At 52.4% G+C, this 25,876-nt stretch carries 23 protein-coding genes and 1 tRNA gene; 11 read left to right on the plus strand and 13 right to left on the minus strand.

The features are described from left to right. Window positions 1-2: 2 nt before the first annotated feature. The 5 genes from sirB1 to hemA are packed head-to-tail and all read right to left on the minus strand — an operon-like array spanning window position 3 to window position 4,425. Entirely contained in the window at window positions 3-812 is an 810-nt protein-coding gene (gene sirB1, locus PW844_RS11360; protein ID WP_084875501.1) for an invasion regulator SirB1, read from the minus strand. After that, the gene (locus PW844_RS11365) at window positions 809-1,207 is read right to left on the minus strand and encodes a SirB2 family protein (protein WP_299451654.1); all 399 of its coding nucleotides are present in this window, start codon (window positions 1,205-1,207) and stop codon (window positions 809-811) included. Before PW844_RS11365 ends, sirB1 begins: the two co-directional genes overlap by 4 nt. 13 nt (window positions 1,208-1,220) lie before the next feature. Continuing rightward, window positions 1,221-2,051, minus strand: coding sequence for a peptide chain release factor N(5)-glutamine methyltransferase (gene prmC / locus PW844_RS11370; RefSeq protein WP_299451655.1), 831 nt, complete (start codon window positions 2,049-2,051; stop codon window positions 1,221-1,223). After that, window positions 2,051-3,133: a peptide chain release factor 1 gene (gene prfA, locus PW844_RS11375; protein ID WP_299451656.1), complete on the minus strand. Its 1,083-nt coding sequence runs from the start codon at window positions 3,131-3,133 to the stop codon at window positions 2,051-2,053. Before prfA ends, prmC begins: the two co-directional genes overlap by 1 nt. A 35-nt stretch (window positions 3,134-3,168) precedes the next feature. Then, on the minus strand, window positions 3,169-4,425 hold the full coding sequence (gene hemA / locus PW844_RS11380; RefSeq protein WP_084875511.1) for a glutamyl-tRNA reductase: 1,257 nt from the start codon (window positions 4,423-4,425) through the stop codon (window positions 3,169-3,171). Window positions 4,426-4,642: 217 nt separating this feature from the next. Here hemA and lolB point away from each other — a divergent pair, with 217 nt between their 5' ends. From lolB to PW844_RS11400, 4 genes are all read left to right on the plus strand, one after another. After that, window positions 4,643-5,269 (plus strand): lipoprotein insertase outer membrane protein LolB, encoded by a 627-nt coding sequence (gene lolB, locus PW844_RS11385; RefSeq protein ID WP_299451702.1) that lies wholly within the window; start codon window positions 4,643-4,645, stop codon window positions 5,267-5,269. Next, on the plus strand, window positions 5,266-6,123 hold the full coding sequence (ispE, locus tag PW844_RS11390) for a 4-(cytidine 5'-diphospho)-2-C-methyl-D-erythritol kinase (RefSeq protein WP_299451659.1): 858 nt from the start codon (window positions 5,266-5,268) through the stop codon (window positions 6,121-6,123). Before lolB ends, ispE begins: the two co-directional genes overlap by 4 nt. A 138-nt stretch (window positions 6,124-6,261) precedes the next feature. Next, window positions 6,262-7,209: a ribose-phosphate diphosphokinase gene (gene prs / locus PW844_RS11395; RefSeq protein WP_021182910.1), complete on the plus strand. Its 948-nt coding sequence runs from the start codon at window positions 6,262-6,264 to the stop codon at window positions 7,207-7,209. 225 nt (window positions 7,210-7,434) lie between these two features. Beyond that, the gene (locus PW844_RS11400; RefSeq protein ID WP_299451660.1) at window positions 7,435-8,604 is read left to right on the plus strand and encodes a GGDEF domain-containing protein; all 1,170 of its coding nucleotides are present in this window, start codon (window positions 7,435-7,437) and stop codon (window positions 8,602-8,604) included. A gap of 2 nt (window positions 8,605-8,606) precedes the next feature. Here the strand turns inward: PW844_RS11400 and ychH are convergent, their stop codons facing one another. Then, window positions 8,607-8,882, minus strand: coding sequence for a stress-induced protein YchH (gene ychH, locus PW844_RS11405; RefSeq protein WP_299451661.1), 276 nt, complete (start codon window positions 8,880-8,882; stop codon window positions 8,607-8,609). Between the two features lie 262 nt (window positions 8,883-9,144). On the opposite strand from ychH, the gene pth reads away from it, so the two are divergent. The 4 genes from pth to PW844_RS11425 all read left to right on the plus strand — a co-directional run bounded on the left by pth (window position 9,145) and on the right by PW844_RS11425 (window position 12,293). Further along, complete coding sequence (gene pth / locus PW844_RS11410; protein WP_299451662.1) at window positions 9,145-9,732, plus strand: aminoacyl-tRNA hydrolase; 588 nt, start codon at window positions 9,145-9,147, stop codon at window positions 9,730-9,732. 112 nt (window positions 9,733-9,844) lie between these two features. Continuing rightward, window positions 9,845-10,936, plus strand: a complete 1,092-nt coding sequence (gene ychF / locus PW844_RS11415; protein WP_299451663.1) for a redox-regulated ATPase YchF — start codon at window positions 9,845-9,847, stop codon at window positions 10,934-10,936. Between the two features lie 36 nt (window positions 10,937-10,972). After that, a complete protein-coding gene (locus PW844_RS11420; RefSeq protein ID WP_299451664.1) occupies window positions 10,973-11,212 on the plus strand; it encodes a hypothetical protein in 240 nt (79 codons plus the stop codon). A gap of 355 nt (window positions 11,213-11,567) precedes the next feature. After that, window positions 11,568-12,293, plus strand: a complete 726-nt coding sequence (locus tag PW844_RS11425) for a DUF3472 domain-containing protein (RefSeq protein ID WP_299451665.1) — start codon at window positions 11,568-11,570, stop codon at window positions 12,291-12,293. 96 nt (window positions 12,294-12,389) lie between these two features. On the opposite strand, the gene phoA is transcribed toward PW844_RS11425, so the two are convergent. Beyond that, window positions 12,390-13,796: an alkaline phosphatase gene (phoA, locus tag PW844_RS11430; protein WP_299451666.1), complete on the minus strand. Its 1,407-nt coding sequence runs from the start codon at window positions 13,794-13,796 to the stop codon at window positions 12,390-12,392. A 246-nt stretch (window positions 13,797-14,042) separates the two neighbouring features. Between phoA and PW844_RS11435 the strand changes: the two genes are divergently transcribed. Then, window positions 14,043-14,130, plus strand: a tRNA-Ser gene (locus PW844_RS11435). Here the strand turns inward: PW844_RS11435 and PW844_RS11440 are convergent. Continuing rightward, window positions 14,122-14,577: a hypothetical protein gene (locus PW844_RS11440; protein ID WP_299451667.1), complete on the minus strand. Its 456-nt coding sequence runs from the start codon at window positions 14,575-14,577 to the stop codon at window positions 14,122-14,124. The genes PW844_RS11435 and PW844_RS11440 overlap by 9 nt on opposite strands. Continuing rightward, complete coding sequence (locus tag PW844_RS11445) at window positions 14,577-14,816, minus strand: hypothetical protein (protein ID WP_299451668.1); 240 nt, start codon at window positions 14,814-14,816, stop codon at window positions 14,577-14,579. Before PW844_RS11445 ends, PW844_RS11440 begins: the two co-directional genes overlap by 1 nt. 246 nt (window positions 14,817-15,062) lie before the next feature. Between PW844_RS11445 and PW844_RS11450 the strand changes: the two genes are divergently transcribed. Further along, window positions 15,063-16,550, plus strand: coding sequence for a hypothetical protein (locus PW844_RS11450; RefSeq protein WP_299451669.1), 1,488 nt, complete (start codon window positions 15,063-15,065; stop codon window positions 16,548-16,550). A gap of 23 nt (window positions 16,551-16,573) precedes the next feature. Here the strand turns inward: PW844_RS11450 and PW844_RS11455 are convergent, their stop codons facing one another. The 3 genes from PW844_RS11455 to putP all read right to left on the minus strand — a co-directional run bounded on the left by PW844_RS11455 (window position 16,574) and on the right by putP (window position 20,190). Next, a complete protein-coding gene (locus PW844_RS11455; protein ID WP_299451670.1) occupies window positions 16,574-16,744 on the minus strand; it encodes a hypothetical protein in 171 nt (56 codons plus the stop codon). 467 nt (window positions 16,745-17,211) lie between these two features. Next, window positions 17,212-18,000 (minus strand): phosphate starvation-inducible protein PhoH, encoded by a 789-nt coding sequence (phoH, locus tag PW844_RS11460; RefSeq protein ID WP_084875535.1) that lies wholly within the window; start codon window positions 17,998-18,000, stop codon window positions 17,212-17,214. 705 nt (window positions 18,001-18,705) lie between these two features. Beyond that, window positions 18,706-20,190 carry a sodium/proline symporter PutP gene (putP, locus tag PW844_RS11465; RefSeq protein WP_299451671.1) on the minus strand — a complete coding sequence of 495 codons (1,485 nt, stop codon included), beginning with the start codon at window positions 20,188-20,190 and terminating at the stop codon, window positions 18,706-18,708. Between the two features lie 269 nt (window positions 20,191-20,459). Between putP and putA the strand changes: the two genes are divergently transcribed. Then, the gene (putA, locus tag PW844_RS11470) at window positions 20,460-24,404 is read left to right on the plus strand and encodes a trifunctional transcriptional regulator/proline dehydrogenase/L-glutamate gamma-semialdehyde dehydrogenase (protein ID WP_299451672.1); all 3,945 of its coding nucleotides are present in this window, start codon (window positions 20,460-20,462) and stop codon (window positions 24,402-24,404) included. A gap of 68 nt (window positions 24,405-24,472) precedes the next feature. On the opposite strand, the gene PW844_RS11475 is transcribed toward putA, so the two are convergent. Further along, on the minus strand, window positions 24,473-25,555 hold the full coding sequence (locus PW844_RS11475; RefSeq protein WP_299451673.1) for an acyltransferase family protein: 1,083 nt from the start codon (window positions 25,553-25,555) through the stop codon (window positions 24,473-24,475). Window positions 25,556-25,876 lie beyond the last annotated feature (321 nt).

Below are 25,876 nucleotides of genomic sequence, written 5' to 3' on the forward strand. Positions count from 1 at the left end.
GCTTAGTGCAGCGTGACCTGTTTTTGTTCAATTGCGTGGATCTGCACCCGAATCATTTCGCTCACCGGGTCTTCCGGACACTGTTCAACAAAGTAGGTAAGATCGTTCAGCGCGATATGTTCACATTCCAGCTGAGCATAGATCAAACCACGATCGCGGATTTCATACGGGTCGTCCGGATCGATTTGCAACAGCACCTGGCTGACATTCAGCGCCAGCTCCATCTTCTTCTCTTCCATCAGCGCCGCTTTCAGCGTATCGAGCATTTTGCGCATCACGCTGACGGTTTTCGCTTCGTCGAGATCATCCTGATAGAGCTTCGCTGTCGGGCTGATATTGCCCTTCAGCCACACTTCCAGCGTATGGGTATCAAGGGTTTCGCCGTTAAACGGATTGATCAACCACATCTCGCCATCCAGCCAGTCCGCGCGCAGAATCATCTGCGTCGGGAAAATCACCGGCATCAGCGGCAACTCCAGCTCCTCAGCGATATGCAGCAGGATCACGCCCAGTGACACCGCCGTGCCCTGGCGGCTTTTCAGCACCTTATCGATCCATAACGCATCCGATAAATTGTAGACGCCACTGGCACCACCAAATCCCCACTGGCGATAAAACAGCTCCAGCAACTTTTCCAGTTGCAGGTCGGCATCCGTTGCACTGCTGACATAAACGCGCGCTTCTTCAACCAACGCAGCCAGCTGAAGCTCAACGGATTGAGCAGAAAAATCTTCACGGATGGCGCAGGTTGCGCCAATAACCGCTTCACTTAACGGTGTTTGACTGTAATCAAGTTGCTCTGGCGAGGTCATACTATCCCCAATAACGGCACTTTGGTCATCGCCAGCTTAAACACGACCAGCAACGCCACGATAGCCAGCAGACAGGCAATCCAGCGGATACTTATCTTGCGTGGGCGACGACTTAGTGCCACGGAACCTAAGGCGATGTAGATAATAACCCCTATCAGCTTCTCCGTCAGCCAGCTTCCTTGTGGTGAGAACGGGTAAAAGTGCGTAATCATGACCAACAGCACGCCGCTCAACAGTAAAAAGGTGTCGTTTACGTGTGGCGCAATGCGCACCCAGCGACGGTTCAACTGCCCGGAACCGGTACAAAGCCAGTAGAAACGCAGCAAGAACAGGCTAATGGTGATGACCACCGTCAGCAGGTGGAAATGTTTGATCAGTGGATACCAGGTAACCATCTTGCTTCCTTAATCAGAGAAATTGTCCAAGCGTCACGCGCGGATTACCGCCGTAATCGTCCACGGTGTTCACCTCTTGATAGCCGTGCTGAACCAGTAAGGTACGCACCGCCTCACCCTGTTGCCAGCCATGCTCGAGCAACAGCCAGCCGCCCGGCAAAAGCCAATCCGGGGCCGATGCGATAATGACCCGAAGATCCGCCAGTCCGGCATCATCGGCCACCAACGCGCTGAGTGGTTCAAAACGTACATCCCCCTGCTGCAGATGTTCATCGGCGGCATCAATATAGGGAGGATTGCTGACGATCAGGTCAAAACGTTGTGGGGGAAGGTCGCTAAACCAGTGGCTGAGGAAAAACGTTGCGTTAGAAATATGCAGACGCTGCGCATTTTCCTGCGCCAGCGCCACGGCAGCGGCAACACGATCGCAGCCGATAACCTGGCAATCAGGTCGCTCACTGGCCAACGCCAGCGCGATAGCACCGGTGCCGGTGCCCAGGTCAAGTATGTTTGCGGCAGCAGCAGGCAGATGGGTCAGCGCCTGCTCCACCAGCACTTCGGTATCAGGACGCGGGATCAGGGTGGCGTCACTGACGCGTAGCGGCAGCGACCAGAATTCGCGTTCACCCACCAGATGCGCCACCGGCTCACCCCGGGCACGACGTGCCAGCAGAGTATCGAGTTGCTGTAGCTGGGTGTCATCAAGCTGCGCATCATCAAACGCCACCAGCCAGCTGCGGGATTTGCCCGTGACAAACGCCAGCAGAATTTCTGCATCGCGTTTTGGGCTATCGCCACCACGGAGCGTAGTGACGGCCTGCCGGAGCCAATGACGGATTTCCATTAATCCTGTCCAGCCAGCGCCGCCAGCTGATCGGCCTGATATTCCTGCACAATCGGTTCAATCAGGGTATCCAGCTTACCTTCCATGGTTTCGTCCAGACGATAAAGCGTCAGGTTGATACGGTGGTCGGTCACCCTTCCCTGCGGGAAGTTATAGGTGCGGATACGGTCGGAGCGGTCACCGCTGCCCAGCAGGTTGCGACGCGTTGAGGCTTCGGCTTCGTGGCGTTTTGCCATTTCAGCTGCGTGGATACGCGCACCCAATACGGCCAGCGCTTTCGCTTTGTTTTTATGCTGCGAACGCTCGTCCTGGCACTCCACCACAATACCGGTCGGCAGGTGGGTAATGCGGATAGCAGAGTCGGTGGTGTTAACGTGCTGGCCACCGGCACCGGAGGAGCGGAAAGTATCAATTTTCAGGTCGCCTGGATTGATTTCCGGCAGTTCGGCTTCCGGCAACTCAGGCATCACCGCCACGGTACAGGCTGAAGTATGGATGCGGCCCTGCGACTCCGTTTCCGGAACGCGCTGCACGCGATGTCCACCCGACTCAAACTTGAAGCGACCATAAGCGCCATCGCCAATTACGCGGGCGATAACCTCTTTATAACCGCCGTGCTCGCCGTCATTGCTGCTGATAATTTCTACCTGCCAGCGACGCGCTTCCGCATAACGGCTGTACATACGGAACAGGTCTCCGGCAAAAATCGCCGCTTCATCACCGCCAGTGCCCGCACGGACTTCCACAAAGCAGGGACGCTCGTCGTCAGGATCCTTCGGCAACAGCAATACCTGTAGCTGTTGCTCCAGTATTTCGCGTTTTTCGCGTGACGTTTTCAGTTCTTCCTGCGCCATATCGCGCATTTCAGGATCGTCGAGCAGCATCTCAGCCGTCTCAACATCTTCCTGTACCTGCTGCCATTCACGGAAACAGCGGGTCACGTCAGACAGCTGTGCATATTCGCGCGAAAGCGCACGGAAACGGTCTTGATCGGCAATCACGCCAGCATCGCCCAGCATCGCTTCCACTTCTTCGTGACGTTCCTGGAGCGCTTGCAGCTTGGCAACAATAGAGGTCTTCATGTAATTGAGGGTATCCCGTAAAAGGACGTAACAGCCTAATCGAGACCGAGACTGTCACGTAAGATCTGCAGGCGTTCGCTGTCGCCATCGCGCGCGGCCTGCTGTAGTGATTTGGTTGGAGCGTGAATTAAACGGTTGGTCAGCTTGTGTGCCAACTCCTGCAATACTTTTTCCGCATCCGCGCCCTGACGCAATGCTGCCAGAGCACGCTCCTGCAATTCTGCGCGGACATCATCAGCCTGGGTACGATACTCGCGAATGGTTTCAACGGCACTTTGCGCGCGCAGCCAGGCCATAAATTCGCCACTTTCCTGCACCACAATGCTTTCGGCCTGCACGGCAGCGGCTTTACGCTGCGCCATATTCTGCTCAATGATGGCCTGCAGGTCATCCACGCTGTAGAGATAGGCATTAGCAAGTTTGCCCACTTCCGGCTCTACGTCACGCGGTACCGCGATATCCACCAGCAGCATTGGCTGGTTACGGCGTGCTTTTAACGCGCGTTCCACCATCCCTTTGCCGATAATGGGCAGCGGGCTGGCAGTAGAAGAAATAATAATATCAGCATCGGCCAGACGCGAATCAATATCCGCCAGACCAATCACTTCAGCCCCGACCTCATCGGCCAGCAGCTGAGCGCGCTCACGCGTACGGTTGGCGATCATCAGTTTTTGCACATGGTGCTCGCGCAAATGGCGCGCCACCAGCTCGATGGTTTCACCGGCACCCACCAGTAAAACATTGACGGTGCTGAGCGATTCAAAGATTTGACGCGCCAGGGAACAGGCGGCAAAAGCGACGGAAACCGCGCTGGCACCGATTTCAGTTTCGGTACGGACGCGTTTGGCGACAGAGAAGGTCTTCTGGAACATGCGCTCCAGTTCGCTGGTCAACGCATGACCGCGCTGGGAATCGGCGAAGGCTTTTTTCACCTGCCCCAGAATTTGGGGCTCGCCCAGCACCAGTGAGTCCAGCCCGCTGGCGACGCGCATCAGATGGCTGACGGCGGCGTTATCCTGATGCCAGTAGAGACTTTTGCGCACATCTTCTTCGCGCAGCTGGTGATAATCACACAACCAGCGCACCAGCTTCTCCTGCAAATCAGTCTGCTGCTCTACGCTGAGGTAGAGTTCAGTACGATTACAGGTGGAAAGCACCACTCCGCTTTGCACCATCGGTTGGGACAGCAGGCTGCTAAGTGCCTGATCCAGCGTATCCGGCGTGAACGATACACGTTCGCGCAGTGCAACGGGTGCGGTTTTATGGTTGATTCCGAGAGCAAGCAGCGTCATGGTGATTCTGGTTGGGATATCCCAGGTATTGTCATGGTTTTGTGAAGCGCATTCTACAAGATGCCTTAGATCAAGAAAAGCCATACAAAGGCTATGACTGTAATAAGATTAAACTGATCGTGCGCAATAATCCGTACATCAGCATTGACGGCTTAGATGCGGATGGTTAGCGTTACCGGTTACGAAATAAAAACGTGTCTGAGGAGATGACCACGTGATGCACATGCCCCCGCGCAAGCTGTTGCGCCTTCTACCCCTTGCCAGTGTGCTGCTGGCTGCCTGTAGCATCAACAAGCCGCAGCAGGGTCCTGGTCCCAGCACCACCTCACCACAGTGGCAACAACATCAGCAGACAGTGGCGAAAATCAGCCACTATGAAACCCGTGGTGCGTTCGCTTACATCTCTGATCGCCAGAAAGTGTATGCCCGTTTTAACTGGCAACAAACCGCCGCTGACCGCTATCGCCTGTTGCTAACCAACCCGCTGGGTAGCACCGAGTTGCAGCTGGATGCACAAGGTTCAGTCGTTCAAATCGTCGATAACAAAGGCAAGCGCTACGTTAGCAACGATGCTGAAAAAATGATCTCCCAGCTGACCGGCATGGATATTCCGCTCGCCAATCTGCGTCAGTGGATGATGGGCCTGCCTGGCGATGCCAGCGAGTATCAGCTGAACGACCAATATCAGTTGCAGAGCCTGAACTATAGCCGTAACGGCCAGCAGTGGAAGGTCTCGATTACGGATTATGACAGCAAAGTCACACCACCGCTGCCGGCAAATCTGGAGCTGTCTGAAGGTGGCCAGCGCATCAAACTGCGTATGGATAGCTGGACCGTACAATGATCACCACCTGGCCTGCTCCGGCGAAGCTGAATTTATTTCTCTACATCACTGGCCGTCGTCCGGACGGCTATCATAATCTGCAAACCCTGTTTCAGTTCCTTGATTACGGCGATACGCTGACCATCACCCCGGATGACAGCGGCGATATTCGTTTGCTGACACCACTTGATGACGTGCCGGACGAGGATAACCTGATTGTGCGGGCCGCCCGGGCGTTAATGCAGGCGGCAAACCTGCGCGGCACCCTGCCGCCACATGCCGGTGCGCAGATCACCCTGGAAAAGCGTCTGCCGATGGGTGGTGGGCTGGGTGGCGGCTCATCAGATGCCGCTACGGTGCTGGTGGCGCTGAATCATCTGTGGCAAACCGGGTTGAGTGTCGATGAGCTGGCGACCCTTGGCGTGCGGCTGGGTGCCGATGTACCGGTGTTTGTCCGCGGGCAGGCAGCTTTTGCCGAAGGCGTGGGAGAACAATTGCAGCCAGCCGCCCCGGCAGAAAAGTGGTATCTGGTGGCCCATCCTGGCGTCAGTATCGCTACGCCGCAAATTTTTGGCGATCCGGAGCTGACGAGAGATTCACCAACTCGCTCACTTGATGAACTTTTGCAGCTTCCTTTCCACAATGATTGTGAGTCTGTGGCAAGAAAACGTTTTCGTGAGGTTGATGAGCTGGTTTCCTGGCTGCTAGAATACGCGCCGTCGCGCCTGACTGGCACCGGAGCTTGTGTGTTTGCTGAATTTAACACCGAATCCGCCGCTCGTCAGGTGCTGGAGCTTGCCCCGGAATGGATACGAGGATTTGTGGCGCGCGGGCTAAATATCTCGCCGTTGCAGCGTACTCTTTCCGGGATTTAAGCGTATGCGTGACTGTGTCACCCCTGTTCCAGACACAGCACGCGACGCATCAACACACCTGTCTGAACACGCTTTGCGGTATGCGCCGGTTATCGCAGTGTTGTTCATTCGCTGGACGCAAAGCCTGAGGTTCTTCTCGTGCCTGATATGAAGCTATTTGCTGGTAACGCCACCCCGGAACTAGCACAACGTATTGCCAACCGCCTTTACACTAGCCTCGGAGACGCCGCTGTCGGTCGTTTCAGCGATGGTGAAGTGAGTGTACAGATTAACGAAAATGTACGCGGTGGTGATATTTTCATCATCCAGTCCACCTGTGCCCCCACCAATGATAATCTGATGGAGCTGGTTGTGATGGTCGACGCGCTGCGTCGGGCTTCTGCTGGTCGTATTACTGCCGTTATCCCCTACTTTGGCTATGCCCGTCAGGACCGCCGTGTGCGTTCTGCGCGTGTGCCAATCACCGCTAAAGTGGTTGCGGATTTCCTTTCCAGCGTGGGTGTTGACCGTGTTCTGACGGTGGACCTGCACGCCGAGCAGATTCAGGGCTTCTTTGATGTCCCGGTTGACAACGTGTTTGGCAGCCCAATTCTGCTGGAAGATATGCTGCAAATTGGTCTGGAAAACCCGATTGTGGTTTCCCCGGATATTGGTGGTGTGGTTCGCGCCCGTGCGATTGCCAAACTGCTCAACGACACCGACATGGCTATCATTGATAAACGTCGCCCGCGTGCCAACGTTTCTCAGGTCATGCATATCATTGGTGACGTCGCTGGCCGAGACTGTGTACTGGTCGACGATATGATCGACACCGGCGGTACGCTGTGTAAAGCGGCTGAAGCGCTGAAGGAACGCGGTGCGAAGCGCGTGTTCGCTTACGCCACACACCCGATTTTCTCTGGTAACGCAGTGGAAAACCTGCGCAAATCGGTGATCGATCAGGTTATCGTTTGTGACACCATCCCACTTTCTGACGAGATGAAATCTCTGCCGAACGTGCGTACTCTGACGCTGTCCGGCATGCTGGCCGAAGCGATTCGTCGTATCAGCAACGAAGAATCTATCTCTGCCATGTTCGAACATTAATCGAACGAAACCGGGCCTCGTGCCCGGTTTTATTTCTCTCGCCCTGCTATTGCGCCATTTACCGATTAAGCCGCTCCCGGCGCGGGTTCTTGCGCGATAAATTTCGTTAAAATTCACTATTCTCGTTGCCATTCACTGTTTTCAGCCAACACTGACATCCGGACTTTAGCGCTCCCATGTTTAGTGGTATTTTTCACCACACTTTTTTTGAGAACTCCGACCACTATGGCTCTCGACATCTACACACTTTTTGTTTGTGAGCTCTATGTACTGGGGTTTTTAAGCATCATTCTGGTCTTCGCCTGGGTCGGTTCACAATATGATCGCGTACTGGGCTTCACTTCGCTGACCCTGACATTAACCTTACTGGCGGTGTTTCTCAGCAGCCTGCGCGCCGCAGGATTGCACTTCCTGCCGGTCGCAGTCGGAAATGTGGTCATGCTGCTGGCCTATGGCAGTTTGCTGAATGCCTTCCGCGTGTTCGATAACAAGCCACTGGGATTGAGCTGGCTGGCCGGTGCCCTGCTCTGGGCGATTCTGTGTTGCTTCCCCGCCTTTTATTACAGCCTGCCCAAACGCGTGCTGGTGGTTTGTCTGCTGTGTATCTTTTACACCGCAGCCTTAATTCAGTTGCTTTGGCGTGCCCGCGCCACATTGACGGTGACATTCTGGCCCGCGCAAACTCTGCTGTGGATTCATCTGCTGTTCCACGTTGCCCGTATTTTTCTTGATGATGCCGTGGCGACTCCGGTACATGGGGCGATTGGTGGCTCCAGTTTTTCCGTCTACGTCATTCTTGAATCCATTTTGTTCGTGATTGGTCTGGCCTTTACGATTCTGGCAATGGTGAATGAACGCACGCAAATTGCACACAAGCTGGCATCACTGCACGACCCGCTAACCAGCGTGTGGAATCGCCGGGCCCTGTTCGAGCAGGCAGAAAAGATCATTGCCCGCCGATTACGTCAGCAGCAGCCATTCACCGCAGTGTTGTTCGACCTGGATCACTTCAAAAGCATCAATGACCGTTATGGTCATCAGCAAGGCGACCGGGTGCTCATCGATTTTTGTCAGATTGCGCAAGCGTTATTGCCGGAGGAAGGTAAGTTTGCCCGTCTGGGCGGCGAGGAATTTGCCGCCATTCTGCCCGGTGGCAGTGAACTGGCGCAAACAGTCTGCGAACGCATCCGGCTGGCGACTCAGCTGTCGCAACCGAATGATATCAGTTACACCGTCAGCATTGGTTTTGCCACTGCCTGTCAGGAAGATAAACATTTCCCGGCATTGCTGGCACTGGCCGATGAAGCACTCTACCGCGCAAAAGCCACAGGCCGTAACCGCACCGAACAGTATCTGGCGCAGTTACAGCCGTTTAATCAGGCTACGTTGGTGTAGCGTTAAGAATGATGGGTATTGCGGCGGCAACGTTTATCGCCGTAATGCCGCAACCAGAAATAACGGTCTTCTACTTTTTCACGTCCGCTGACGCGTGCGCCAACCAGCCACAGCAGCGCACCGATAAAGATGCTGAACATTGCGCCATGCGCCAGAAATTGCGGCAGATTCAGCGAAGGAATTTGATTAATGATCGAATACCCGACGCCGAGCACCATGGTGAGTAAGCCGAGACACATCAGGCCGTTACCGATATAGCGAGTATGATGACGTTTCATGGTTTACCTCCTTCCTTATGAGCAAAGCTCAGAACAGCACATAACGTTAACTGACCATAAGTTTAGGCAATACCAGGCGGTTAATATGCGTACAGGATCACACATCTTTCACAATTCTGACAAAACTTTACCGCTTATCGGATTGATTTCGATAGAAAATGATAAATAACGAAGCGTCACTATTCTTCAGCCTCGCCCTTTGTCATCTTCTCGGGCACGCAGTAAACTATCGCCCTTTCGTGATCGAGACAGGATAACCATCGTGAGCAGTATTAAACTGATTGTCGGACTGGCGAATCCCGGCGCCGAATATGCCGCCACGCGCCATAACGCTGGCGCCTGGTATGTGGATCTGCTGGCAGAGCGCTACAATCAGTCTCTGAAAGACGAACCCAAATTCTTTGGCTATACCGCCCGGCTGTCGCTGGCGGGAAAAGATGTGCGCCTGCTGGTACCGACCACATTTATGAACCTGAGTGGCAAAGCGGTGGCAGCGATGGCGACCTTTTACCGTATTGCGCCGGAAGAGATTCTGGTCGCACATGATGAGCTGGATTTGCCGCCTGGCATCGCAAAATTTAAGCAGGGTGGCGGCCACGGCGGCCACAACGGGCTGAAAGACATCATCAGCAAACTGGGGAATAACAATAACTTTCACCGTTTGCGTGTTGGCATTGGCCACCCTGGAGATCGCAATAAAGTCACCGGATTTGTGCTGGGTAAACCACCCACCAGCGAGCAGAAATTGATTGATGATGCCATTGATGAAGCGGTGCGTTGCACTGAACTCTGGCTGAAAGAAGACAAAATAAAGGCGATGAACCGCCTGCACGCTTTCAAAGCCGGTTAACGCCAATTCCCGCGCCGCACAGCAGCATTTCTGTGTATAATGCGCGAAATTTTTAGAATCTGTCAGCGTTGCCAGCCAGCGCTGCACCCTCAGTGAGAAAGGTAATCAGACCATGGGATTTAAATGCGGTATTGTGGGCCTGCCGAACGTCGGTAAATCCACCCTGTTCAACGCGCTGACCAAAGCGGGTATCGAAGCAGCCAACTTTCCGTTCTGCACCATCGAACCCAATACCGGTGTGGTGCCTATGCCCGACCCGCGTCTTGATCAACTGAGCGACATCGTTAAGCCGCAGCGTGTTGTGCCAACCACCATGGAATTCGTCGATATCGCCGGTCTGGTTGAAGGTGCGTCGAAAGGTGAAGGTCTCGGCAACAAATTCCTGACCAATATCCGCGAAACCGAAGCTATCGGCCATGTGGTACGTTGCTTTGAGAATGACAACATCATTCACGTTGCAGGCAAAGTAAACCCGGCTGAAGACATTGACGTTATCAACACCGAACTGGCGCTGTCGGATCTCGATACCTGCGAACGCGCTATCCAGCGTGTGCAGAAGAAAGCCAAAGGCGGAGATAAAGACGCAAAAGCTGAACTGGCTGCGCTGGAGAAGTGCCTGCCGCATCTGGAAAACGCCGGTATGCTGCGTTCACTGGATCTGGATGCCGATGAAAAAGCCGCCATCCGTTATCTGAGCTTCCTGACGCTCAAGCCGACCATGTACATCGCCAACGTCAACGAAGATGGTTTCGATAACAACCCTTACCTCGACCAGGTTCGTGCGATTGCTGACGCTGAAGGCTCTGTGGTAGTACCGGTATGTGCGGCTGTCGAATCAGATATCGCCGAGCTGGATGATGAAGAGCGTGCTGAGTTTATGGCGGAGCTGGGTCTGGAAGAACCAGGCCTGAACCGCGTTATCCGCGCCGGTTACACCCTGCTCAACCTGCAGACCTACTTCACCGCAGGCGTCAAAGAAGTGCGTGCCTGGACCATCCCGGTAGGCGCAACGGCCCCACAGGCCGCTGGCAAGATCCACACCGACTTTGAAAAAGGCTTTATCCGCGCCCAGACCATCGCATTTGATGACTTTGTCACTTATAAGGGTGAACAAGGCGCGAAGGAAGCAGGAAAAATGCGTTCAGAAGGCAAAGAATACATCGTGAAAGATGGCGATGTGATGAACTTCCTGTTTAACGTCTGATTTACTTCTTATAAGCTGACGTCGAAAATCAGGCCCATGCAAATTGCATGGGCTTTTTTATTACCGCTATTATTACCCGACAGTTTGTCAATTAGCTTCAATACGGTTTACAGATTGAAGACACTCCAGGGATTTTTCCTCACCGGCTCCAGAATTTTAGGAAATATTGCATCGGGTAGTTCTGTGATGATCACGGTTATTGCCGGCACCCAGTTCCGCAATCTTATCTGGAAAAAAGAACGCGCGAATCTGACCGTTGAAGTCAACATTGAATGATCTGGCTTTAACAATGGCACCAGTACTGCGAGCTCTCCTTCGCGAGCCAAAAACCCACGCAGTTGCGTGGATTTTTCTTTACACATCACCGCTAATTAGTCCCTTTTTCTCGTTCTCCTGCTGTCTTATTCATTGTCGTTGATGAAATAACAACTAAGAAATTTCTGTGATTCCCAAAAGAAAACATCTATCCCACATACTGTTACATTGCCGAACTTTAAGCAGAAAATTATCTTAATATTTAACGCCACTAAGAAAGAGTTTTTTCTATCGAAATTTGCACAAAACAAAATTCAACTAATAATTATCCACTGCCAGATATTCAACACACTTGATTTATTCATGGAGGAGAAACATGAAATATTCTTTTTTTGCCCTGGCTGTAACCACCTGTTTGACAGGCAATGCCTGCGCTATAACACCAGGTGGTGTGGCCGGATGGAACTGGTCTGTCAATGCGGACAATATTACCAGCCTCACCCTGCCGTTAACGGTTAACAAGGCCCCAGACACTGCCGGTTATTATTTTGCAAATCAATTTTCTTTCACTGGTACCAGTGCCGTTGGTTATATTGGTTTGCAACCACACACAACCGAACAATATATGTTGATTTTCTCTTCTTTTATTAACGGAACGGTTGTACTGGACAATCAGCACTGTCGCCTGGGTGCTGATGGCGGTCACGGTGTGAGTTGTTCTACCCTGTATCCGATCAAGACAGGTAAAAAATATCTGTTTGAAGTTCGCCGTGATAACCATGACGCGAATACCTGGTACGGTTTCGTCAAAGAAGAAGGGAGTAAGGATGAAACACAGATTGGTGCATGGCGCCTGCCTGCGGGTTCAGGAACATTAAGGAACAACCAGGCGGGGTGGATTGAGTATTATAAGAATGTTGCAACCTGTTCTATTCCGGAAGTCGCGCAAATCACCGTTTCACCACCCTACGTCACTTCAAACGGGAAACAAGGCGAGCTTACTCATCCGCATTCATATGGACGATGTAATGGTAAATTCAATTATCAGTATGAGTTCGCGGGTAAAGATTTAAAAACCACCGTTGGGCAACCCAGTCACTAAGACGCTGTTCTTTATGATGAAGACTGTTCTTACCGCAATCAAATACGAAAAAATCCACGCGATTGCGTGGATTTTTTATCGCGTAAGATTAATGCGTTACTTCATACCCATCGCATCCCGCAGGGTAAAGAACAGGTCAGTCTGATCTGTCAGACCCACCACATTGGCAGCATGAGGGCCGTAAGCAGCAATACGCAGCTGAGTGCCGGTATGTTCCTGCGAATCCTCTTCTGAATTACCATAGCTGATGGTCATCACTGCGCCATCTTTGGTGTTGACAGCCTGCGTCAGTCCCGGCGCTTTGGTGCCATTTTCGATAATCTGGCTACTGTGAGCGTGGTCCGCAGTCACCACCACCAGCGTGTCACCGTGCTGGCGTGCAAAGGCCAGTGCCTGCTGTACCGCTTCGTCCAGGTCCACGGTTTCACCTATCTGACCACAGGGATTGGCAGCATGATCCTGTTTATCAATCGATGCCCCCTCAACCTGCAGGAAGAAACCTTTGTCATTTTGACTGAGCAGGTCCAGTGCCTTTTTGGTCATCTGCGCCAGTGTCGGCGTAGTTGCCGGGCGATCTTTATTCACTTCACAGGTGACCACCGGCTTATCCAGGTTACCGTGATAGCTGGCTTTTGGCCCCTGCCAGCGTACCGGCATATTGCCTTCCGCAAACAGCCCCAGCACTGGCTTGCTTTGATCTGCCTGCTGCACAGCATTCATACCATCAAGATTATCCACCAGCTGATAACCCATAGCCTGCGCCTGCTCACGCAGGGTTTTGCCCTGATATTCACCCGCTTTCACCACTTCGCTGAAGGATTTCGCTCCGCCGCCCAGCGTGACATCCGCGCGGGTTTTCAGCATCTGTTCGGTAATTGAACCCTTGCCACCCTGCTCCAGCGCATTAGTCGGGCATAGCTCACTGGTTTTTTCCGGGCCATAACATTTACGTGAGGTCACATGGGCGATCAGTGCCGCAGGTGTCGCATCCTGCAATTCCGCCGTAGAAACGTTACCGGTCGCCTTGCCCGCTGCTTTTGCCAGCTCCAGCAGCGTGGTCTGATCTTTACCGTTCACATCAACGCCAATGGCACCGTTATAGGATTTGGTGCCGGTCGCCCAGGCTGTGGCAGAAGCGGCTGAATCCGTGACGTAGTTTGGTTTGTGGGTTTTCTTATCCAGAGAATAGTGGGTGTACTGGCCGGTGAGCGGTAACGCATCGATACCCGGGAAGAAGCCACCGGCCCCCATCGCCTGGTTACGTGCTGCGGTGATTTCTGAATCCCCCATGCCATCACCAATCAGCAGAATCACGTTTTTAGCCGTGCTGTTGCTGAGCGAGGCTTTCAATGCTTCAGTTTGATCCCCCGTCAGACGACGCGCACCGCCGTGCTGCGTCAAATCGCCGGTTGCGGCGCGGGAGTAAGCTGCCTCATCCGCCACCGCAGCCGAAGCAAACAGTGAAGCGATAAGTGGAACCGTAATCAGAGGTATATGTTTCATTTATAAGCATCCTTATTCACAAATATAACCAAATGTTTCCGCGGACAAGTCTGCGACAATTTCGTGACACTTTTGTGACTGACATGCAATATTTTGATGACAGGGTAACCAAAGCGCACAGGGTTAAAGCGATTCGCTCAGGGCTTAAGCGAATAGAAAAAAAGGAGAAAATAGGGCTTGACCCTTTTAGGCGAACTCCCTATAGTAGCGCCCCGTTGACCCGCCAAGGTCAGCAGCAAAAAATGTGGTGAGGTGTCCGAGTGGCTGAAGGAGCACGCCTGGAAAGTGTGTATACGGCAACGTATCGGGGGTTCGAATCCCCCTCTCACCGCCACAATTTTGAAGAAGAGTCTGAACTTACGTTCAGACTTTTTTTTTGTATATTCTTCGGGTGAGAGAGGGTGAGAATCCCCGACGGGGTTCGACAACCGGCACAGCCGGTGGGACAGTTTGGGCGCGCAGCGAACAAACTGCCTGCAGGGCTAGCGAAGCGAGTCAATCCCCCTCTCACCACTCCCAATGCGATCACATTCTCCAGCGCATCAGCTTCGATAATCCCGTCATCAGTCATCAGGTGTTTCGGGTACCACTTCCCAATCATCAGGCATCCATCAATCTGGAAGGCGACCAAATCGCCAAGCCTCACCTTAACCACCTGGTCAACGAGCAGACAGCCCGTCGCAGTTTCAATCATGAACGTGTTTGCCCGATTCGGCATGAATATCTGATTCAGGTCGAGGCGTGGCTCGACATAATCATTCGCCGGTGAAGGAAATCCCATCAGAGCACCCTCCCCATGTTGCGTAAAACATAGGTGCGATCGGCACCATCGCCATCAGTGATGTCCTTGAAGAAAGTCTGCTTGCGGGTAGACCACTCGTTGCAGCGCTGGAGGGACCAGTCATGATTAAGCTTGTGAAGCTCAGCCCGGAACACTGAAGTCGTGACAGTCAGCAAGCCTCTTTGATTACGGATAACTGCAAGCGTGAAAGCGTATGGGATGTCGAGTTCGCGGGGCATGGTGCACCCTCCGATATCTACTGCATATACAAACAGCATTATTGATCGGCGGAACTGATCAAGTGGAAGATGACCGAGATGCCTGAAGGGATTGGCGGGAAAGGGAATTTAGTTGGTTGTGGGAGTGGTGACTACTGAAAGCAAAGTGGTCTCTCTCGGTGTCAATGACTGGTGTTCTTATCTGATTTGAGTGATATCATTTCATTAGATAGCGGTTTTTATCATGGATATTGATTGAGAATTAACATGAAATTACATAAGTACAATATATTTGGCGTGTCCATATTGTTGATTATGGTTTTAGCTTCAAGCCTAATAAAGTATAAGAATATGAAGGACGACAATGGCATCGAAAACATTGAGGCATCATATCACGCTCTGTTAATTGCCAAGTCAATTTCGGAGAGAAACTTTTCAGAGCATCATTTCTTGCCGCTTGTTACATTGGGTGGCACCGTAAATTCTAACATCCCTTGGGGGGCGGCAGTTCCTGACAAATCCGGTGGCTATATCTATACTAGCTTTCCTAGTTTTGGTTTCTTAGTTCCAGAAATGTTCATTAGAGCATTAAATCTTGACTACTCAATACAAAGCCTGTTTTACATAAATTTATTGATATTAATTTCAACATCAATAATATCTTATTCTTTAATTTTAAAATTATTTAAACCTGAACGGTGTTTTGGTTTTGTTCTTGCAGCGATTGCTTGTGCTCCACTCATACTTTCCCGAGAATCACTGGCTAGTTCTGGAATACTTTACTGGCCTCAATCACTAAGCCAGTTGCTTATCTCGGCATTCATGCTCTCAGTTGCATGCAGAATTGAAAGTAAAACTCGCATTTCTTTATTTTTTGTTTTTGCGTCTTGTTTACTGATCGCTTTGACTGAGTGGACTGGCTTTGTTCTGGGTGGGCTTTCATTTTTATATTTCACTCTGAGTAAAGCAAACAGAGACTACAGGCTCGCAATCAGTATCATATCATCTCTTGTTGCCTCCCTGCTCATTTTTGGTATGCAATTATTACTCACCTTGGATTTATCCACCTTTACTTCTGCCTCCCTGGCACGCTTTAGCGTCAGGAGTGGTGAGAATGCAAACTTCACAGACCTCATCTTTGGATACTATGAGTCGTTCTCTTTATTTCTGCTCGTCATTCCTGTTTACATTGCACACAAATTTATAGGTAGAAAGAAATCGAACAATTTAACAAGAATTGCCATCCTGCTCTGCGTGTTTATGCTTGTAGAGAATGTCATACTGGCTCAGCATGCAACAAGCTACACATTCGACAGGTTTAAGCTGGCATTCCTTCTTGCTGTCCTGATTGGAGAGTTGATTGTTTCCGAGGCTCAAAAATTAAGATTAGTAACACTGATAATTATATTAATTTCTATTCCACTATCGATTAACACATACAAAAAAGACATAAGCAAATTCAAGGGCTGGGTTTCAATCCAGAAGTCTAATCATGAATTGGCAAGCAGAATAAAGGAGGTTAATGGATTTGAGTGCGCAAGGATTTTTAACAGCACTCGGGTCAGGGCTTATCTTAACTTAATTCTTAACAGGTCCGTTTGGGAGTATGTCCCTGGCGATAGTGACTTAAGGTCATCAACAGATAGTAAATGCCCCATCATTATAATCAATGGGGATTTACCCTATAAGGACCTGCAGGAGATTTCATCCGCATATGTTTACAGGAACGGTGTTAAAGCCGAAACAATTGAGTAAAGCTTAATTGGAATTTGGAGGGGTTAATTGAACCCTCCAGTGTTTTTATCGTAATTCATTCCAATAGTTACAAACACTCTAGCTTCTATTTTGATGAAGTAGTACCCTTCAATTTCAAACCCATCCTCAGCCACGATAACGTTGATAACTTCCGTATCGCCGGATTTGATCATTGCACAGTCAGGTGTTTCCATTAGGCATACTCCTCGATAATTACATACCCGTGCGCACCTTTTCCTGACGCAAAAGCTGAGCAAGGCTTAGAACCACCCGCTCCACCGCCGCCAGAAAAGCCTCCATCATCACCAGCTGATGCTGAGTGTCCAAGACCACCATAGCTACTAAATGACGCCCCTCAGGTTCCACCAAGCGAAGAACTCACCGCCACTTGGCCTAACTGCCCTGTGAAGTTAATAATGTTACCATTCGTTCCTATCCCCCCTGAAGGGGTTCGACAACCGGCACAGCCGGTTGGACAGTTTGGGCGCGCGGCGAACAAACTGCCCGCAGGGCGAGCGAAGCGAGTCAATCCCCCTCTCACCGCCACAATTTTGAAGAAGAGTCTGAACTTACGTTCAGACTTTTTTTGCCTGGTCTCCGGCAACAGCACAAAAAAACCCGGTCTGAGCCGGGTTTTGTCTACTGTCCTGATTCTCAATGGTTAACTGTAAGCATGCAGCGTGCGCTGGCAGAGTGCTGAACGGACACAGTCGTCTTTAGCAAAACGGACAACCCCAATCATCTCATCCTCTTCGAAGCGCGCCAGCGCATCTGCAAGGCCTGATAGCACGCCACGCGGTAGATCACATTGGGTGATATCACCGTTGACGATGACCGTCACGTTCTCACCAAGGCGCGTCAGAAACATCTTCATCTGCGCGGCGGTGACGTTCTGCGCCTCATCCAGAATCACTACGGCATTTTCGAAGGTGCGTCCGCGCATATACGCGAAGGGCGCGATCTCCACCTTGCCGATTTCGGGACGCAGGCAGTACTGCATAAAGGAAGCGCCAAGACGTTTAACCAGAACGTCATAGACCGGCCGGAAATAAGGGGCGAATTTCTCGGAAATATCTCCGGGGAGGAAACCGAGATCTTCATCCGCCTGCAGAACCGGGCGCGTAACGATGATCCTGTCGATGTCCTTATGTATCAGGGCCTCAGCCGCTTTAGCTGCGCTAATCCAGGTTTTTCCGCAGCCGGCTTCACCGGTGGCGAAAATAAGCTGTTTCGTTTCTATGGCATTAAGATAGTGCGCCTGAGCATCATTTCTGGCCTCAATTGGTGAACGATCGCGTACATCACGCGCCATACCAATTGCATCCAGCCCACCCATCTGCACCAGCGAAGTGACCGATTCTTCTTCACGCTGACGATGACTGCGAGAGTCATTACGAATTACTCTTCTTGCTTCGCGACGCGCTTTGATCACTGCTTTCTGTCTTCCCATAGTGGCACCTTACAGTTGGTTTCATTTATCGCCGCAGGGGCTTTCCTGTTGCGATGACGTGAACGCTTTAGAGGTTTACGTGGCTTCCTTTAGAGCCGTTTCTAGCCATTGAGAAAGGTGTACAACAACGCCAAAACGCTGCCGCGCACCGGTAATGAATTGGGGCATGAAAAAGTCTGAAGATTGAAAAACGAAGAGGAAACTTTCGAGGGAAGAAATCCCCCGCAGTGGACTGCGTATGTTGGAGGGTATTTACCTGTCCTTTGAAGGACCGAATCATGCGCGAACTCCAGTGACCTTAGCCACACTTCTGACAACGCTTATGATTAAAGTGCATCATATTTACGGTCCTTTGCAACAGTAATTTTAACTATCGGCTAACAAAAAGTGACTGCGGCATGCACCCGGCCTGCATCTTAAATTAAATTTAAGATTATTATCAATTAGTTAGTTATTTCGGATTGGTCTGAACTTTTTAGGAGGATTCGGAAATCGCAGGTGCCATGCGAAACTCAGGAAAACCTGACGGGGATGATGCCTGCGCATCTGATGTGGTAAAACGTGCTGTGTGTTTATTAACCAACTGGTCAACAATCGGCAGGTGGGATAATTGTTTTACCCTGGAAAATATATTCACCCTCGGTTGAACACCTCATCTCTATGGCACTGCAATAAACCCGCCCCATCAAATGAGGCGGCTGAGGCTTATTTAGTCTGATACTCGGCTTCTGCCGCCGCGAAACGCAGTTGCGCCTCCTGCGAGGGTGCCCGGTCCATCAGACTCACCACCACAATCGCGATACTGGCAAACAGGAAACCTGGGATAATTTCATACAGATCCAGCCAGGCAAAATGTTTCCACACCAGCACCGTCGCTGCGCCGATAATCATGCCCGCCAGCGCACCGTTACGTGTCATGCGTTGCCAGCACACACCAAACAGCACCACCGGACCAAAGGCAGCGCCAAAACCGGCCCAGGCATAACTCACCAGACCCAACACCCGATTTTCCGGATTTGCAGCCAGCGCGATCGCAATCAAGGCAATCACTAACACCATCAGACGTCCCACCCAGACCAGCTCCCGCTGACTGGCATTTTTCCGCAGGAAACCTTTATAAAGATCTTCCGTCAGCGCACTGGAACACACCAGCAACTGGCAACTCAGCGTTGACATGACTGCCGCCAGAATGGCCGACAGCAGAATACCGGCAATCCACGGATTGAACAGGATGCGCGCCAGTTCGATAAACACGCGCTCACCGTTCTGACTGACACCGCCAGCCTGGTCAGGATGGTTCTGGAAATAAGCAATACCGAAGAAGCCCACTGCCACTGCGCCTGCCAGGCACAGGATCATCCAGGTCATCCCAATCCGACGCGCGGTGCGGATGGAACGATGGGAGTCAGCAGCCATAAAACGCGCCAGGATATGTGGTTGACCGAAATAACCCAGTCCCCAACCGAGTAACGAGACAATCGCCACAAAGTCCAGCCCTTTCAGCATGTTGAGGTTTTCCAGGCTTTTGGCTTCAATCACCGCCAGCGAGTCGGACAGGCCACCCACCGCAACAATCACAATCACTGGCGTCAGGATCAGCGCGAAGATCATCAGGCTGGCCTGTACGGTGTCAGTCCAGCTCACCGCCAGGAAGCCCCCCACCAGGGTATAGAGGATAGTGGCCACAGCACCGGCCCATAACGCCGTCTGGTAATCCATACCGAAGGTGCTTTCAAACAGACGCGCGCCGGCAACCACTCCTGAAGCACAATAAATGGTGAAGAAGATAAGAATGATCAGCGCAGAGATCACCCGCAGAATTTTGCTGTGGTCCTCAAAGCGGCTGGTAAAGAAGTCTGGCAGCGTCAGGGCATTGTTATGATGCTCCGTCTGTACACGCAGACGTCCGGCAACGATTTTCCAGTTCAGCCAGGCACCGATAGTCAGGCCGATGGCAATCCAGCTCTCAGAAATGCCCGAGAGAAAAATGGCACCTGGCAACCCCATCAGCAGCCAGCCACTCATATCCGACGCCCCTGCAGAGAGCGCCGTTACCACGCTGCCAAGGCTGCGGCCACCGAGAATATAATCATCAAAGTTTTTAGTTGAACGATATGCCGCAAACCCGATCAACACCATCCCGAGGATATAAACAACAAAAGTCACCAGCATCGGTGTACTGACATTCATTTTATCTCTCCACTTATTATTCGATTTCCATAAAGGCGCGGTATCCTGCCGCAAAGCGGTGGCCGGCACAATGCCTTTCATGTCGCGCCACAGACGGTTGCACCCAATGAATTTATAACCACTCAAGGTGCAACCCTGGCGAGATTCTTGCAATAAACCTCAGACCAATGACTTAGCGCACAATTAACAAGGTTGCACAAAGTTGCAACATAAGTGATAGTGCAGTTCACACCGGACATCAAACTATTCTTTTTGAGGAACAGGAAAGCATGGGAACCACCACCATGGGGGTGAAGCTGGATGACGCCACCCGCGATCGCATTAAACTGGCAGCGCAGAAGATCGATCGCACGCCACACTGGTTGATTAAACAGGCGATTTTTAACTATCTGGCACAACTTGAGGCCGGGGATTCGCTGCCAGAGATTCCATTGCAATCCAGCGACACTGCGCAGGAAGACGCGTCAGCTGAAGAACCCCTGCAACCGTTCCTTGATTTCGCCGAGCATATCCTGCCGCAGTCGGTGACACGTTCAGCCATTACCGCCGCATGGCGTCGTCCGGAAACCGATGCCGTCCCGATGCTGCTGGAACAGGCACGTCTCCCGGCCCCGCTGGCGGAAAAAACCCATCAGCTGGCTTACACCCTCGCCGATAAACTTCGGCATCAGAAAGGTGCAACCGGACGCGCAGGAATGGTGCAAAGTTTGTTGCAGGAGTTCTCCCTCTCTTCTCAGGAAGGGGTGGCGCTGATGTGTCTGGCCGAGGCTTTGCTACGTATTCCAGATAAACCGACGCGTGATGCACTCATCCGCGACAAAATCAGCAATGGCAACTGGCAGTCGCATCTCGGTCGCAGTCCGTCGATGTTCGTTAATGCCGCCACCTGGGGCCTGTTGTTCACCGGTCGTCTGGTGTCCACCCACAATGAGGCTAACCTGTCCCGTTCCCTTAACCGCATCATTGGTAAGAGCGGTGAGCCGTTGATCCGCAAAGGTGTGGATATGGCGATGCGTCTGATGGGGGAACAGTTTGTGACCGGTGAAACCATCGCGGAAGCGCTGGCTAACGCACGCAAGCTGGAAGAAAAAGGCTTCCGTTATTCTTACGATATGCTGGGCGAGGCGGCGCTCACCGCCAGTGATGCCAAAGCCTACCTGGTCTCCTATCAGCAAGCCATTCATGCCATTGGTAAGGCCTCTAATGGTCGTGGCATTTACGAAGGCCCGGGTATCTCCATCAAGTTGTCGGCACTGCATCCGCGCTACAGTCGCGCGCAGTATGAACGTGTGATGGAAGAACTCTACCCGACGCTGAAATCGTTGACGCTGCTGGCGCGCTCTTACGACATCGGCATTAACATCGATGCCGAGGAAGCTGACCGTCTCGAACTGTCGCTCGATCTGCTAGAAAAACTGTGCTTTGAACCGGAGCTGGAAGGCTGGAACGGGATTGGTTTTGTGATTCAGGCCTACCAAAAACGCTGTCCGTTCGTGATTGATTACCTGGTGGATCTGGCTCAGCGCAGCCGTCGTCGCCTGATGATCCGTCTGGTGAAAGGTGCCTACTGGGACAGCGAAATCAAACGCGCCCAGATCGACGGCCTGGAAGGCTACCCGGTCTATACCCGCAAGGTGTATACCGATATCTCCTACCTGGCCTGTGCACGCAAACTGCTGGCGGTGCCAAACCTGATCTATCCGCAGTTTGCCACCCATAATGCCCATACGCTGGCCGCGATTTATCAGCTGGCGGGTAACAACTACTATCCAGGCCAGTACGAATTCCAGTGCCTGCATGGCATGGGGGAACCCTTGTATGAGCAGGTAGTGGGCAAAGTGGCTGATGGCAAACTCAATCGCCCATGCCGAATTTATGCACCCGTCGGCACCCATGAAACCCTGCTGGCGTATCTGGTACGCCGTCTGCTGGAAAACGGAGCTAACACCTCGTTCGTGAACCGCATTGCCGATACTTCACTGCCGATTGATGAACTGGTGGCCGATCCGGTCACGGCGGTGGAAAAAATAGGCGCGAGCGAAGGGGCGATTGGCCTGCCGCACGCGAAAATTCCGTTGCCGCGCGAATTGTATGGTGAAAAACGCGTTAACTCCGCCGGTCTCGACATGGCGAACGAACACCGTCTGGCGTCGTTGTCCAGCGCCCTGCTGAACAGCGCCAGCCAGCCGTGGCAGGCCCAGCCGCTGATTGACGGTGAACTGGGTGCCGGTAGCGGCCGTCCGGTGCTCAACCCGTCGGCTCCTGCTGATGTGGTGGGCAGCGTGCGCGAAGCCACGTCCCAGGAGGTGTCACAAGCACTGGATGCTGCGGTGAATGCCGGTCCGATCTGGTTTGCCACCCCACCGCAGGAACGCGCCGCCATTCTGGAACGCGCTGCCGAAATGATGGAAGGCCAGATGCAGCAACTGATTGGTCTGCTGGTGCGCGAGGCGGGCAAAACCTACAACAACGCCATCGCCGAAGTGCGTGAAGCGGTGGATTTCCTCTACTACTACGCGGGCATGGTGCGTGATGATTTCGACAATGTCACCCATCGCCCGCTGGGTCCGGTGGTGTGTATCAGTCCGTGGAACTTCCCGCTGGCGATTTTCAGCGGCCAGATTGCCGCCGCCCTCGCCGCAGGCAATAGCGTGCTGGCGAAACCGGCCGAGCAGACGCCACTGATCGCCGCCCAGGCAGTACAGATTATGCTGGATGCCGGTGTGCCGTCTGGCGTGCTGCAACTGTTGCCAGGTCTGGGGGAAACCGTGGGTGCTCAGTTGACCGGAGACGAACGCGTGCGCGGTGTGATGTTCACCGGTTCTACCGCCGTCGCCACCCTGCTGCAGCGCAATCTTGCCGGTCGTCTTGATCCGCAGGGTCGTCCAACGCCGCTGATTGCCGAAACCGGAGGGATGAACGCGATGATCGTAGATTCCTCAGCGCTGACCGAGCAGGTAGTGGTCGATATCGTCGCCTCCGCGTTTGATAGTGCCGGACAGCGTTGCTCCGCCCTGCGTCTGCTATGTGTGCAGGATGATGTGGCCGATCACACGTTGAAAATGCTGCGTGGTGCCATGGCCGAGTGCCGCATGGGGAATCCGGAGCGTCTCTCCACCGATGTGGGTCCGGTGATTGATGCCGAAGCCAAAGCCAATATTGAGCGTCACATTCAGGCGATGCGCAGTAAAGGTTTCACCATTTACCAGGCCGCACAGGAAAATCCGCAGGACAGCAAAGAATGGGCGACGGGCACCTTTGTTAAACCAACGCTGATTGAGTTGGAACAGGTCAGCGATCTCGACAAAGAGGTATTTGGTCCGGTGCTGCATGTGGTGCGTTTCGCACGCAATAACCTGCCGCAGCTGATCGATCAGATCAACGCCTCCGGTTATGGCCTGACGCTCGGCGTACACACCCGTATCGATGAAACCATTGCGCAGGTCACCGCCGGAGCGAAAGTTGGCAACCTGTATGTGAACCGCAATATGGTCGGTGCCGTGGTCGGCGTGCAACCGTTTGGGGGTGAAGGTTTGTCGGGTACCGGTCCGAAAGCCGGTGGCCCGCTCTATCTCTATCGTCTGCTGGCAAACCGCCCGGACGCTGCACTGCGCACGACTTTTGATCGCCAGGATGCCGAGCGCCCGGTGGACAGCGTGCTGCGCACCACGCTGCTCAGCGCCCATCAGGCACTGCAACAATGGGCACAGGACAAACCTGAACTACTGGCCCTGACACAGCGTTATGAACAGCTGACACAGGCCGGTACGGTGCGCGTGCTGCCGGGCCCGACCGGTGAGCGCAACACCTTCACCCTGTTACCGCGTGAGCAGGTATTGTGTATCGCCGATAATGAACAGGATGCGCTGGCGCAACTGGCAGCCGTCACCAGCGTCGGCAGCCATGCGTTGTGGCCGGATGATGAACTTCATCGGACGCTGCGCGCGGCGTTACCTGCGGCGGTTCAGCAACGTATTACGCTGGCAAAAGATGTGCTGGCCGGTGAGTTTGATGCGGTGATCTACCACGGTGATGCCGATCAGCTGCGTAGCCTGTGCGAACAGGTTGCCGCGCGTGACGGTGCGATTGTTTCCGTGCAGGGCTTTGCCCGTGGTGAAACCAATCTGCTGCTGGAACGGTTGTTGATTGAGCGCTCGCTCAGCGTCAATACCGCCGCTGCCGGGGGTAACGCCAGCCTGATGACCATCGGTTGATATTGAAAAGCAAAGCGGCCCTGTAACAGGGCCGCTTTGCAGATCTTATTGCGCGATAAATCGCGTTGCTACGCTGCGGTTTTCTTACGTTTCATACCAATCAGAGTCGGGAAGACAAACAAGGACTGCCCCAAACCACGATTGGTTAATGACCATACCAGTACCGAGCACAGCGAACAGATGGTGACGATCGCTATCGGGTAGAGACATGCCCACAGCACGGAAAACCATGTTTGCTCGAACAGATGATGACGCTGGGCAAACAGAATCGCCGACATACCAAAGAACTCAATGAAGATGCGGTGAATAACGTAAATCTGTAACGTATTACGCCCAATCCAGTTGAGCCAGCTCATACGGAAATGGGCATTCAGCCAGCGACAAATTGCCACGCTGCACAGCACCGCAATCAGGCACATAAACAGGCTGCGGTTCATACCGAAGATCACATGGACACCGGCAATGGCCGCCAGCAGCGCCCAGGGCACGATATTCTCACGCCGCCATTCGCTCAGGCGCAGCATCAGCGGGCTCCAGAATGCCCCCATCAGGAAGAACAGGAAATATTGCGCCAGGCTTTGTGGTCCCCAGAAAGGAATAATCTTCTCTACGGCCAGATAATTCAGCACCACCGCCACCACCAGCAACGCCATTTTCTGCTTACGGAAGATCCTGGCGAGCAGGAAGTAAATGCCCAGACCATACAGATACCAGGAAGTACTCATCGCGAGGAAGGTCAGCTTGAGAAACTCAAGTAAAGAACCTGCATACGCCGCATTCAGGTTTTCGGAAATACGCTGCCCGGTAATTTCAGAGGAGATACCAACAATTGACCACCACTGAATGAATCCCCATAAAATATAGAGATAGAACAGGTTGGTAATCCGGCTGGTAAATACCTGTTTCCACGGGCGATTCATAATCCCGTTCGCCGCCAGCAATCCCGACACAAAGAAAAAGGCTGGCATACGCAGTGGCGACAATACCGTATTGAACTTCACCCATAACTCAGCCGGAATCCATCCTGCCGACAGATACTGCACCGTATTCTCAAATCCGGGTAAGACCGTGTGATAGAGCACAACCAGTAATATGCAGGTCCCTTTGAGGGTGTTTACCCACAATATTTCATCGCTCCTGGTGTTATTCATAAGATTAACTCCCGCTGTGTAGGTCTGAAATGTGAAAAATGTGAGGCAGATAAATGGCGAGTACTTTTTTTGATTAAGGGGCGATTATCGGGCAGGAAAGGTTGCATTACTGTAGCGAAACTCTTAAAAGTTTTTCACTGGTCCTGATATAACAATGCGTTACGTGGTTTTATCTTTATTTGTAAATAAGCAGGCTAATGATTTACTTCATTTATTTAAACGACCAGTAACCACCGTCACTGTCAACAGAATATCAACACCCCTCACAATTAAGAATATTTCACCTACTATTCAGCCAGGGAATAATCGAGTCAGAAGAGT

This window comes from Pantoea sp. (assembly GCF_028283705.1).
In the GTDB taxonomy this organism is placed as follows: Bacteria; Pseudomonadota; Gammaproteobacteria; order Enterobacterales; family Enterobacteriaceae; genus Pantoea.